The 13,062-nt window shown below is 55.6% G+C and carries 11 protein-coding genes; 2 read left to right on the forward strand and 9 right to left on the reverse strand.

Going from position 1 to position 13,062, the window contains the following annotated elements; genetic code table 11:
* The 4 genes from AABZ39_21170 to AABZ39_21185 all read right to left on the reverse strand — a co-directional run.
* The coding region (locus tag AABZ39_21170; GenBank protein MEK6797301.1) for an RraA family protein at positions 1-530 on the reverse strand (530 nt) is incomplete at its 3' end.
* Positions 527-1,624, reverse strand: coding sequence for a uroporphyrinogen decarboxylase family protein (locus tag AABZ39_21175; protein ID MEK6797302.1), 1,098 nt, complete (start codon positions 1,622-1,624; stop codon positions 527-529). The genes AABZ39_21175 and AABZ39_21170, both read right to left, overlap by 4 nt.
* 10 nt (positions 1,625-1,634) lie before the next feature.
* The gene (locus AABZ39_21180) at positions 1,635-2,084 is read right to left on the reverse strand and encodes a YhcH/YjgK/YiaL family protein (GenBank protein ID MEK6797303.1); all 450 of its coding nucleotides are present in this window, start codon (positions 2,082-2,084) and stop codon (positions 1,635-1,637) included.
* A complete protein-coding gene (locus AABZ39_21185) occupies positions 2,081-2,998 on the reverse strand; it encodes a dihydrodipicolinate synthase family protein (GenBank protein ID MEK6797304.1) in 918 nt (305 codons plus the stop codon). The genes AABZ39_21180 and AABZ39_21185 overlap by 4 nt, the downstream gene beginning before the upstream one ends.
* Before the next feature lie 91 nt (positions 2,999-3,089).
* Here AABZ39_21185 and AABZ39_21190 point away from each other — a divergent pair, with 91 nt between their 5' ends.
* Positions 3,090-4,037, forward strand: coding sequence for an AraC family transcriptional regulator (locus tag AABZ39_21190; GenBank protein ID MEK6797305.1), 948 nt, complete (start codon positions 3,090-3,092; stop codon positions 4,035-4,037).
* Here the strand turns inward: AABZ39_21190 and AABZ39_21195 are convergent.
* A complete protein-coding gene (locus AABZ39_21195) occupies positions 4,034-5,170 on the reverse strand; it encodes a hypothetical protein (protein ID MEK6797306.1) in 1,137 nt (378 codons plus the stop codon). The genes AABZ39_21190 and AABZ39_21195 overlap by 4 nt on opposite strands.
* Positions 5,171-5,247: 77 nt before the next feature.
* The gene (locus tag AABZ39_21200; protein ID MEK6797307.1) at positions 5,248-6,183 is read right to left on the reverse strand and encodes an AraC family transcriptional regulator; all 936 of its coding nucleotides are present in this window, start codon (positions 6,181-6,183) and stop codon (positions 5,248-5,250) included.
* Positions 6,184-6,206: 23 nt separating this feature from the next.
* Between AABZ39_21200 and AABZ39_21205 the strand changes: the two genes are divergently transcribed.
* A complete protein-coding gene (locus AABZ39_21205) occupies positions 6,207-7,901 on the forward strand; it encodes a hypothetical protein (protein MEK6797308.1) in 1,695 nt (564 codons plus the stop codon).
* A 59-nt stretch (positions 7,902-7,960) separates the two neighbouring features.
* On the opposite strand, the gene AABZ39_21210 is transcribed toward AABZ39_21205, so the two are convergent.
* The 3 genes from AABZ39_21210 to AABZ39_21220 all read right to left on the reverse strand — a co-directional run.
* Positions 7,961-8,890, reverse strand: a complete 930-nt coding sequence (locus tag AABZ39_21210) for a LacI family DNA-binding transcriptional regulator (GenBank protein MEK6797309.1) — start codon at positions 8,888-8,890, stop codon at positions 7,961-7,963.
* A 180-nt stretch (positions 8,891-9,070) separates the two neighbouring features.
* On the reverse strand, positions 9,071-12,121 hold the full coding sequence (locus tag AABZ39_21215; protein ID MEK6797310.1) for a glycoside hydrolase family 38 C-terminal domain-containing protein: 3,051 nt from the start codon (positions 12,119-12,121) through the stop codon (positions 9,071-9,073).
* A 103-nt stretch (positions 12,122-12,224) separates the two neighbouring features.
* The coding region (locus AABZ39_21220) for a phosphoglucosamine mutase (GenBank protein ID MEK6797311.1) at positions 12,225-13,062 on the reverse strand (838 nt) is incomplete at its 5' end.

The following is a 13,062-nucleotide window of genomic DNA, read 5'->3' on the forward strand; positions in this document are numbered from 1 at the left end:
GCATGGATCAATTGCCCCGGTTTTATGGGACAGCCGAACACTTCCACTTCACAATTCCAGCGCACCGGTGTGCTGAATCCGTGCCCGACGCACATGCGGCGCGCCAGCGCTTTGAACCCCGCGTTCGCCATTTCATCGACATCGCGGACCGCGCCGTCGGTGATGGTCCCGATGCATCCGAGGGATCGGTGTATATTGCTATTTACCTCGCCCCAGAACGCGGCGACGACATCCGGCTTATCGAGGTCCTGTACGACAACGATCTTCGGTCCCGATATCGATGCCACATATTCCCGGTACTGCGACCACGCGTTCGGATTTGTCTCGCGATGTTCCTTTTTACTCGGCTCGAACACGACGGTTATCGCGCGTCCGACCATCGGCCCCATCTGCGGCATGAAATCGCGCGTCTCCTCGCGGTTGAAGCCTTTCGTGATATCGTGTTTCGTGATCTGTTCCCATCCATTATAGATGGTCGGCGTGTTCCACCGCTTGAGCATGAGCATCTCTTCGTGCATCAGATTTTTCATATCGCCTCCCTGGTCATACGTACTTTGCTATACCGCCGCTGCGATGCTGTGTCGTACAATGCGATTATATTATCAGTGGGAACATCCGATTGCAACACATGGCTCGGCGACATGATGAAGCCGCCGTTCTCGCCGAGTATATCAGCCATTGAGATTACGGCGTTCTGCACGTCCGCGGGCGTGCCGCACGGGAGAAGATATTGCGTGTCGATAGCGCCGTGGAGGCATAGACGGGTGCCGAATCGCTCCTTGAGCATGGCGGGATCCATGCCCTTCGCCGTCACCTGTATCGGATCGAGTATATCGACGCCGGCGTCTATTATCGAGTCGATGAGGGGAACGATAGCGCCGCAGGAATGGAACATCACCTTCACGCCGTGACTTTTCGCCATATCGATGATACGCCGAAGCCGCGGAACAAAAATATCCCTGAACACATCGGGGCTTACGAGAAGCCTGTCCTGCATACCGAGGTCATCAGCGATGCGCAGAATATCGATCCTGCCGGGGGCGGCGCTGAACATGCGGTCAAAATAATCGATATAAAAGTCGGTGAACGTATCGATCATGAACGCGGCTATGTCCGGCGCGATAAGGATATCCATGAGCAATTGCTCGATGCCCCGCAGGAATGTCGGATGCTGCCATATGCTCGCGCCCGACGCCATGACGGCGAATCCGCGCCACTCACCAAGCCGCTCAGAAAATCCGCTGAAATCGAACCAGTCCGCTTTCGGCCATCGATGCGTCATGAGCTCTTCCACCGTGGTACAGTCCTTAAGGATAAAATCACAGTAACTTGTTTCAGCCCCGGTGGGCGTCTGCATTACTTTTGTCCGCCATCCCCAGAAATTCTCAGCAATGCCGCCGGGAAGTTCCCGTTGCCTGGGGATAGGCCCCCGATACAAGGGGTCGACAACACCGCGAATGTCGATAATGTCCGCATGCAAACGGGTGAGAAGCTCATGATGTGTTCTCGTGTTAAGGTCCCTATGCAGACGCGAAAGCGTTGCTTCATTCGCACTGAAATCGAGGGGAATACGGTCGGGCTTCCCGAGCGATACGGACGTCATTACTCGTTCACGTGAATCCATGGACAGCTCCTTATCGTACATGAACTTTAATAACTACCTTCCTGAGCACTTCCTTCGATATGAGCGGTGTATGCGCATCGGACGGAAAGAACACGGCGACATGCTTCGGGCATGTGCGTATCCATGCATCGGGGGCGTCGTCGAAAAGCTCGTAATCCTTTTCCGCATCGTAGGTGGTATTGACCTTCGTGCATGCCGATAGGTGCTTCCAACCCATCTCATCGATACCGCTGATGACGTACTGTATATCGATATAGCTGCGATGTGCTTCCAGCTTGCCTTCGCTCCGCGCGCGCCCCTGTTTGGTCGATATCGTCGCGTAGACTCGTTCTCCGGCAATGTCGTATCGGTCGTCGGCAAGCGAGCTGAGATCGATGCGTGTAAGAAAATCGAACGCGCTTGAAAAATCGGGGTGCAGTGAACGATACTCGTTCATCCGGCGTACGTGCGTGAGTATCATATGACCGCCTCCGCTGCTGAAAGGAATAGCCCCTGGGCGGTGAACGCTTCGAATAAAGATTTTTTTGAATCATGCGATAATGAATGAAGCGGCGATCGCACCGGCCCGCAATCGATCCCGCTCATTTTCATGATCGCTTTCCCCGCGGCAAGTCCGCCGTATCGATTGAGAACGCTGATCATCTCGACCGCTTTCGCCTGCCCCTCGCGGGCACTATCCACGTTGCCGGCAGCGAACGCCTCCATTATCCCGTGATAAAGGGGCGCGGCAAAATTATACGTGCTCCCGATGGCTCCTTGTGCACCGACGACAAGCGACGAAAGGAGTAATTCATCGCGTCCGAAGACCATATCGTATGCGCCGTTCCTGAATGACAGGCATTGCGCATAATCCATGATGTTCTCATACGTGAACTTTATGCCCGTGAGATTCGGTATCGCTTCTTCGGCAGCAGTGAGGAATGCTATCATCGGGAACGAGACGCCGGTGAACGAGGGAATGTGATAATAATACGCCGGCGTGGCGGGACAGGCAGATGCTACCTCCGTGCAGAAGCGCACGAGGTCTTCTACCGTCGACGGTTTGAAGTAATTCGGCGGCATGAGCCCGACAGCGTCCGCGCCGATGTGCTCCGCATGCCGCGCGAAGGCGATACATTCCGGGAGCGCCGTGTGCCCGGTATTGATGATGACCCTGAAATCTTCGGTACGATGGCGAATCCATGCCTCTGCTTGCGCATATCGTTCATCGGAAGAAAGCGAATGACCTTCGCCGGTGGTGCCGTTCACGAATACGCCGGCTATCCCGTCTTCTTTCAGTTTTGCAGCGTATGCCGGTATAACAGCGAGTGCAATGGCCCCGTCGGCATCCATCGGCGTGAACGGTGCTGCAATAAGCCCTCGTATACGTGTCATTGTCATGCTCCTTATCAGCGTCGGATACATAATAGCGACAAATCCGCGATGCGGCTTGTAATAAATCACGGCGCTTTGTAAAATCACACCAATGGACGTACTCGACCCCGTGTTCAATCTCTTCCGGATCTCCGACCGGCCATTCAACGAATACAACAGCTATCTGCAGCGCCGTTATTTCTCGGCTCCCGGAACGTCAGGCGAAATACAGATGAATGCCGTTGGGAAAAGCATCGGCATCATCCCCCAGGTAATGACCATCGATGACGGCGAGGAATACGCATCCCCCTTTCACCGGCACGGCAATCTAGAGCTCATTCTTATGGTGATGGGCAATGCGTACTATGAGGAAAAGGATGCCGCACACGATGTTACGCCCGGCAGCGTGCTTTTTATCGATCATCGGCGTGTTCATCGTATGAAAGGGAAAGGCCCCTGCTGCTGGGCGAGCGTTCGTTTTGCCCCTGAGTCCGTAGAGAGCAGCGCCGCATCGCTAACCGTCGATGCGCTTCTGCAGTTCAGGCTGTTTGCACCGTTCGTGCAGTCACGGACGATCTCTTTGCTGATGCTTTCATCGGCGGATGCCAGGCGAATGGCGATGCGCTTCTTCGATGTCGCCGATAATTTTGTCCGTACTGCAGGAAAACCGTCGGAGGCGCTCCGCATTTCCTTTCTTTCACTTCTGCATTCTCTTCTTTCGATCTCCTCCCCTGCGGGGGAAAGCGGTATCGCCCGTGCGGTGGATCACATTAGGAACAACTATCAGCGCAAACTTTCAGTCGCGGAAACAGCGCGGCATGCTGGAATGTCCGTGCAGGCATTGTCAACGGGGTTTAAGAAAGCATTCTCACTTCCGTTCCCGGAATACGTCAATAGACTGCGCATTGAAAAGGCGAAATATCTCGTCATGACGACGAAGCTCCCTTTCACCGATATAGCGCTGTCCGTCGGGTTTTACGATTCGTCGCATTTTACGAAAGAATTTGAGAAACGTGTCGGCGTATCGCCGTCGGCATATCGATCAAAAAAACGCTACTAATGCCTGAGGATAGACAGAATGAATGCGCCGGGATAGGCCGCATGCGCGCCGTCCATACCCGCATCGCCGTACGGAAAATATTTCAGCGCATGATCGATGATCTTCATCCCTTCGGCATGATATCCGCCGGCAATGAGCACGCACCCTAATTGGAACGTACGTTTGAGCTTTTCCCCGTCAGCGGAAACGCTGTAATGTGCGGGGGTTTCCCTCGTACTCCAGCGTGAACACGCTTTGTTCGTGTTCGGGTCGGTCATCGGCGCGATGGAGGCGAATGCGAATGCGCCGGCCCGTCCCAGGGCATCGGTCAGTGTCAGTCCGCGGAATGATGGCGCATATTCCCTGAGACGCATGAGCACTTCCGTCGTGAGCATGAAATATCCGAGAATGTCCTTGTTGTTCGGGTCATTCCCTGAGAGACTGTAATGCCAGAAGCCGTCGGCCTCCTGTGCGGCGATGATCTTCTTCAAACAGCGGTCGGCTTTGCTCTTCAGTCGGGCGGACAACGGCGCATTCACGCCCTTACAATATTCGCTTATCATGCCAACCGCCATTGCGATCGCAGCATTCTTGTTTATCGGCGAGGGCTTGCTCATCGGCTCTTTGGGCTTTCCCGTTGCGATATCGACAGTGGCCGCCCACCAGCCCTCTTCACTCCAGGGAAAGGCATCGAGCACGGCAGCGATATACTGGACCTCGTCATATCGCTTTTCCAGAAAGAATATCCGCGCTGCTTCCGCAGTATAGAACCCGAAAGCAGGCGGCCCTCCGCCTGAGATACTTTCGCCGCCCTTTTCTTTTTCCTTGATGTAGATGACGCCGAACTTCGTCGCCTTCATCTCCGCTATGATACGTTCGGCGATCGTTACCGCCGCCGCACGATAATTCGTATTGCCCGTCGTCTCGAACATGAGATGGAATACCGATGCCATCATGCCGTCGGCGCTCTTGCCTTTGAGCGACGAAACCCCGCTGCCGATGATCGTATCACCGTGCTTCGTGAGAGCCTTTGATAATCGATCGCAGAACGCGGCCGTGTCGGCTTGGGAGACCGCTTGACTGCGGACTGACGTATCGATGGCATTCACGCTCAAAGCGGCCGTGAAGATCACAATAGAGATTCGCACGAACATGATCACAGTATATTCCAACATCGATAACCGTCAATCCCGCTGAGCGATATCGCCCGCATTCCGCTGGAGGGGATCTATTATGATGCGCTGCGCTTTCGCCATAACGCCGGCGTCGTGCCGGTGAACCGTCGGAATACGACGGCGAAATACTGGCTCGATGAGAATGAAAGGTCATATGCGATATCGGTGACCGGGTGCGTTCCTTCGGAGAGGAGGCTCTTTGCTTGTTCAATACGCACGCGGAGCTGATAATCATGCGGCGTCATCCCGATATCCTGCTTGAAGAGCGCGTAGGCATGCGCAACAGAAACACCCATCGTCTCCGCGATCATTGCCGATGAAACGTTCTCGGTGCAGTGCTCGGAAAGATACTGCGCTGCGGCCGCTGTCGACGGAGTACGGCTGTGCTGTTCATCGCGGAGGCGGCACAGGCGCATGAGCATATCGGCGCAAAGGAGGGGCGCTTCTGCCCGATAGCCGTCGGGGCGTTCGGCGCAGAGCGTGATGAGGCGTTCGAACGATGGCTGAAGGAATGCAGCCCGCCGTACGATGATGCCGCGAAGCGAACCGAGCCGCCTCGCGAGCGATACGCTCAATGATCGGCCCAGCCCAAGGAAATCTTCCTTTCCGAAGCGGGGAATGACGATGTAATAGAAAAGACTTTTGCCGCGGGGAAAATCCCCCGTGCCATGATGCTCGTCGGGAAACAATACCTGCGCTGATCCGCCGTTGAGAAGATAATATCTATACGCAGGCCCGATGCGTACGCCCTGCGTGAATTCCCCGCTGGCGACGAACGAAAGCTCGATCGCTCCCGGATGCCGATGCGCCTGCATCGGTTCGCCGGCTTTCGTGAGCACGCGGCGTCCGAGACGGGTAATGCCGGCATTGCCGTTCATGGGAATGTAACGATCACCGAACGCGGTATGCGCCATGTGCGATATTTTATACCATGAAATACTGAACGCAATAGAACATCGCTTTGTATATATTATCGATATACCGTCCGCCACAGCAATTCATTCGGGGAGGCCCTATGCGCCGATACGAACCATTCGATATCCATGCGGTCGCCGCGCGCGGCATGAATTACATAACGTCCATGGTCGATGAGGCGTACGACCATCTTCCCTACTGGTTCATACAGATAAACGAATCCCCCGCGTATGCGCGCCATGTGCGCGTCGACGATGCTGAGCTCGTTGCGAGCTGGTATGAGGCGATAGTCGCGCTTGAAAAGATGAACGGTGCCACCGAGCGGTCGAACGCCGTCAAAGGCGGATTGAAACGTCATCTCCTGCGCTCATGGGGCCCGAAGAGCCTTCGCTATCACGAACCGTATCCCTGGTCGAACACGCAGCATGCATCGTTCCACGAGATGGGATGGGTGCTCGCGGGAATGAATCAGCTCTGCCGTGACGAACCGAACAACAGCGATGCATACGATAAGTCGAAACGTCTTGTAGAAGGGCTTCGGTCGCTCGCGATACAGCGCACCACACGGACATTCTGGTCGGGCGATTTCCCCATGGGCGAAACGGTATACGAATTCCCGAGCGATATCTATCTGCCGAACGAAGGTTTCGTCGATGAGCGCGTCACCGGCCGCGGCGAAACGTCCATCAGGAATGCGGTGCTCCTGGAGCCGCTCGTCGCACGCGCAATAGAATTCGAGGATACGGTCGCACTCGATCTTGCCGTCGGCATAGCGAATCATATGCTCGGGCTTTCGCGCTACTTCAATTACAAGGGGGAATTCTTCGGGCATGTGCATTCAGCGGTGTGGTTCGCGATAGGACTTGTCAAACTTGGCGGCTTCATCAAGAACGAGCGCTATGTGGAAAAAGCGGTGCAGATATTCGAGTATGTCCGCTCGCTGAGCTCGGAATTCGGCTGGGTGCCGGAGTATGCGCAGTGGCATCCGATGGAAGAGGAACACTGCGAGACATGCTGCATCAAGGATATGATCGTGTTCGCGCTCGAAGCGGTCGAACTCGGATATGATTACTGGGACCTCATCAATAAGTACACGCGCAATCAGCTTACCGAACAGCAGATAAAGGACGGATGCTTCATAAGCACTGCGGATAAAGCCGACGAGAACGGCTATACGTGGAAGAACATCGATACACGTGCTGTCGGCGGCTGGTCGGGCGGCGGAGAGCCGAATTCACTTTCGCTCTCACGCTTCCGCTCGATTGCCGGATGCTGCGTCGGCACGGCACCGGTCGCGCTCGGTATGGTGTATGAAAAGACCATCGAGGAAAAGAACGGCGGCATATACATCAATTTCCCTATCCCGCGCGAATCGTCCGCCGCGGTTATCAAGACAGGATACCCCAATGACGGATCGATGCACGTGACGATGCGCACTGACGGCGATGTCCTCATCCGTCACTATGACTGGATGGGTGAACAGTGTTCTGTCACGGTGAACGGCACGGCGCGTCCAGTCGCCTACCGTGACAACTGCATGCTCATTGAAAAGGCATCACGCGGTGACGTCATCGTTCTCACGCATGCGCTCAATGAACGAGTGTCGCATGAGACCGTTCGCGGGCTCTCGATGCACATCACTTGGCGCGGCAGCGACGTCGTACGCATGGACCCGCCGGGGCTGCCGGTGCAGATGTATCAGCGCGAACTCGGTGTGGCGAAGTCATATCCGAAGCCTGCGGGGGCGAAAGCACCGTCGCAGAACGTTCCCGCGCCGACGGATCAGAAGCGCTGAGTGTTCTGGCCCGTGAAGGAGATGCAGAGTGATGATCGCAGGAACGGTTTCGGAAATGATCAGCGCACCGTCAGAAATTGCTTCGCAGTAACCTCGCATATCCGGGCATCGTCTTTTGTGCCCGCTATGCGGCCGAGAATGACCGTGACCGCGGTTTTTGCCATTGCCGGAAAATCCTGTACGCAGACATGCACTTCCTTGAACGGATGCGCTGCCCCCGGCCAATTATCGAACACGCCGCCGATGATCGCTCCGGTCAATAGCTGCGCAGTATTTCTCAGGAACGGCACCGATGATCCGATGACAGCCGTATGGTCCGAATTTTCAGGCCTTATCCCGTCCGTTATGAATTGACACGGTACATTCCGCTCTTCACCCGCACGCCGGCAGCCGGCGTTCCGCGCATCGGCTACGGGATTACCTTCATTAAAACCGGCGATCACATGCTTTGCACCGGCACGGATGCAGCGTATCGTAAGATCGTATGCCGCCTTCTCATTCGCCGTGGTGACGACATCGACCGGTGTGCCGAGATTTTTCGGATGCCGGTCGATGAATACGAGGGGATACCCGGCATGCACAAGTACTTCCTCGAACGGTGGATCTGCATACGGCCCCGGGATGATGAGCGCGCCGTCAGCAAGCCCTTCGGAGAGTCGGCCGAGAATGCGCTCGTATGCAGCGGCATCGTTCCTGTGCTGCACGATCATGAGATCGTATTCATGTTCGAAGAGCAATGCCGCGGCATGTTCCGCCGGTTCGCGTTCTATCGGGGACCCGAGCGAGGGGAGGATAAGCCACACGGTCTTCGTTTTTCCGACGGCAAGGCGCCGTGCGAGAAGGTTCGGTCTATACCCCAGACGTGCCGCTTCCGCCAATACGGTTTTTTTCGTATCTGCATGCACGCGCGCATCATCGCGCAGTGCACGCGAGACCGTGGAGAGATCGAGATGGAGCGATTCGGCGATATCTTTGAGGCGGACTGGCAATGGTCACTCCTTATGAACCCCTTCCCCCGGCCCCTTTCCACCCGTGGCGGCTTTGCCGCCAGCTGCGCCAGAGGCGCACGTCAGAGATAGGGAAAGGGGAGTAAAACATACGATTTGAATTCCCCTTCCCCTTTTCAAAGGGGGAAGGGGTGCCCGTAGGGCGGGGATAGGGGTTATTCGTCACGATAAATACACTTTATACGTCCGAATCTCGAACGGCGCAAGCGATACAGCATACTCGTCGTTCACGCTCTTTTTCTTCCCATTCTCCCATTCCATAAGATTTGTTTCAACGATAGCGCCCTTCATCCGTATCGTGCCTGCTGAATTCTTCCCGTGTGTCTCAACAAGGCGAATGATGATGCATTCTTCCTTCTCCGCTTTCTTGAGCACGTTCATCGATATGCCGTTGCCGGAAACCGAGATGGGTACGGCTGCTTTCATTTTTCCATTGAGCATGAGTGGAGCGATGTTAAGCTGTTCCGCTTCGGCCATGACATTCGACTCCGTGAGCGTTCCCGCGTGCGGGAGAAGCGCATACGTGAACGCATGGGTGCCGATGTCCGCATCGGGGTCCGGATCGCGCGGCGAGCGCAGGAGATTGAGATCGAGGATATTTCCGCGCACCTTGTATCCGTATTTGCAGTCGTTGAGGAGCGCGACCCCATAGTCGTTGTCAGAAAGGTCCGCATAGCGATGTCCCACTACTTCGAACTTCGCAAAATCAAGCGATGTGTTCGTATGCGTCGGTCGCCTGGCGTAGCCGTATTGGATGTCGAACGCCGCTTCGTCGGAGCGTACCGCCGCCGGGAAAGCGACGCGGAGCATGCGATGCGCTTCATCCCAGTTCACCTTCGTCACGAATGTCAGGCGTTTCGAATCGGCGTCGAGCGTCACCGTCTGCTCTATCGTCGATGCGCTCACCGTGAACGAGAAACGCACGGATGACCGCGCATCTCCGGCGCTCACCGCGCTTGCCGAAACACATTTCGCCGTTTCGAGGATGCCTTCGTCATAATCATGATCGATGTCCCACGCATCCCAATTGTTCGGATGATCTTCGTAGAGCGAGATCACATTCGCCTCGGCACCGTCACGGATGACCGGGCGTTTCACTTCTTTATCGAATGCTTCGATGAGCCGCCCTTCCTTTGAGAACCGGTATCGTATCAGATCGTTCTCAAGAACAAGTTCCTTCTTTTCAGACGCGGCTTTCGCGTTCGACTCCCTGGTGATGACCGCCATCGAGTTCGGCTCTATGCGCGTACGCATTATCGCTGCCCCGTTCTCCGATTGTACCGCGACCGGGACACCGTCGGCACGTACTGCGCCGTTCCAGCTGTCAGGAAGCGTTATCGATGCGGTATACGGATACGAGATACCGTTGAAAAGCGTCACCGTATCCGCGGCGTTGTCGCAGAGCACCTTCGATGCTGTTTCGATGAGGGAGTTGCACGTCGCAAGAGCGTTCTCGTAATTACGGTGCGCATCATCGTACACGAGCTTGATGCTCGAGCCGGGTATGATGTCGTGGAACTGATTGGTGAGAAGCATTTTCCACACGGCGTCAAGCTCTTTGCGCGGATAGGAAGTAAGCGGTGCCAAAGCGCAGAGAGCCTCCGTCTGGCGGAGCCTGTTCTCGAGAAGGCGATTATACCGCTTCGTCCGCGCCTGTGTGGTGAGCGTGGCCCGGTGCAGTTCGAGATAGAGTTCGCCGGAGAACACATCGAGCTCGTCGGCGCGTTTCGCGAGCCTGTCGAAGAACGCATCCGCTTTGCCGAAGCTGTTCCGCGGTATGCCTTCGCAGTCGCGCGCCCGGAGCCCCGCTTCGATGTGCTCTTCCTTGGGGCCGCCGCCGCCGTCGCCGATGCCGGCAAGCGTCATGAATTCATCGAGAAAGGCTTTTTCTTTGAAATTGCGCTCGGCGCGCTTGAACGGCCCCGGCATGAGCATGGAGTTATAATTGTCCTCCGGCGGGAAATGGGTTATCACCTCGCTCCCGTCTATGCCGCGCCAGATGAACGTATTGTGCCGGAACACATTGAACTGGCTCCAGGATATCTTCTGCGTGAGGAAGAAATCGATGCCCGTGCGCTTCAGTATCTGCGGAAGATTCGCCGAGTAGCCGAACACGTCGGGGAGCCAGAGATTCTTCACATCGACGCCGAATTCGTCCTTGAAGAAATTCTTCCCATGCACGAATTGGCGTATCATCGATTCGCCGCTTATGATATTACAATCGGCTTCCACCCACATGCCGCCCTGCAGCTCCCAGCTCCCGTCACGCACCGCTTTCTTGATGTCCGCATAGAGCTCCGGATAATTATCCTTGACGAATTGATAAAGCACCGGCTGCGATGCGCCGAACACATAGCCCGGATATCGCTTGATATTCGCTATCTGGCTGGCGAACGTCCGTGCAGCCTTGCGCTCCGATTCCTGTATGCGCCAGAGCCAGCCGACATCGATATGCGCATGACCGACAGCGACTGAATTGAGCGCGGTGGTGTTCCTGTCCTTGAAGAACGGTGCGAGTATGGCACGCGCTTTTTCGGCATTGGCATCATCATCAGCGAACGCGACTATCGCTTTCTGAATACCGCGGAAAATACGCGCGCGTCGAACGCTGTCCTCTTCCAGCTGATAAGCAAGATCGACAAGGAAGTTCACATCGAGACAGAGATGCCAGAGCGATTCGTCGAACGTGCACAGGCGTATGCGCTTTACTTCGCCTTTGTACTCGCCGTGGCGCGTCGGGGCAGTACGTTCTGAGTCAGGCTGACGATTGACGCCGAACAGTCCGTTCGCAGCGGCTTCGATATAGAGCGTTACGTTCTCGCCGCCCTTGCACGGTTCGAAGATGCGGTACACATCCTTGGAATAATTCGCAGCGAATACTGACCCGTTGGTGAGCCCATAGAGCGGGATGCCTTTTTCGTCATAGATAAGCGATTCACCGCCGAGGTCTATGTTCGCCGCAACGATCTTCCCTTTCCACTCAGAGGGTACCCGTGCGGTGAGCTTGAAATACCCGCTCTCCCAAGTTTTGCCCCACGCTGCACCCTCTTCAATGGGTTTTCGCGAAAGGTCGATAGACTTCTTAAGCGGTATCGGCTCAACGCTATGGTGATACTCAGCCTGGAATACGATATTCCCGCCGAGTATCCTCGATGATATCCTTTTTGCGAAGTTCTTCGCCTTCTTTCCGGCCTCATTTTCAAGCTTTTTCATGAATTCTATCATTTTTGCCTCTTTTGCTTAAATACAAGCGCTTGGATAATATAATGCGAAAAGATGAAAAGGCAAATGCATCGGAGATATCGTATTGCTTATGCTATCGTATCACTCTCATCGCTTTTTCGATGAGCTCTCTCGCAGACAATTCGTCCTTCGCTTCCGCGATGATGCGTATCACCGGCTCCGTGTTCGACGTTCGCACATGCACCCATCCCTCATCCACATCGGCACGTATGCCGTCTATCTCGCTGAAGTGCGCGCCGGAGAACGTCCGCTTCAAAGCGGAGTATAACGTATCGACATCGATGCCCTTCGCTTCGACTTTATCCTTGATGATGCGATACGCCGGCAGCTCGGATACGAGCTCGCTCACCCGCTTCCCGCGCACGGCCATCATCTCGAGGAGAAGCGCCATGCCGAGAAGCGAATCGCGCCCCGGGCATATCGACGGTATGATGATGCCGCCGTTCCCTTCGCCGCCGAAATACAGCTTTTTCCGGCGAAGCGTTTCGCTCACGTTTATCTCGCCTATCTTTGTGCGAAACACCGTGCGGCGGTACTTCTTCGCCACATCATCGATCATCCGTGACGTTGAAAGGTTCACCGCCGCGTCGGTCTTTTTTTTGGAGAAGATATGCTCGGCAGAGAGCGCAAGCGTGTATTCCTCGGAAAGTATCGTACCGCGCTCATCGGTGAGCGCAAGACGGTCGGCGTCGGGGTCCTGAATGAAGCCGATATCCGCTTTCGTGCGTTTGACCAGCCTTGATAACTCCTGCATCGTCGCCGGCGAGGGTTCGGCCATATGGGCGAAGGTGCCGGTAAGCGCATTGTTGACCGCCGTAAGCTTCACGCCGAGCTTTTCCATGAGGAGCGGCGTGCTCACAAGCCCCGTGCCGTTCACGAAATCGCAGGCGGCATGGAATTTCGCCGCGCGT

The sequence above is a fragment of the Spirochaetota bacterium genome (assembly GCA_038043445.1).
In the GTDB taxonomy this organism is placed as follows: Bacteria; Spirochaetota; Brachyspiria; order Brachyspirales; family JACRPF01; genus JBBTBY01.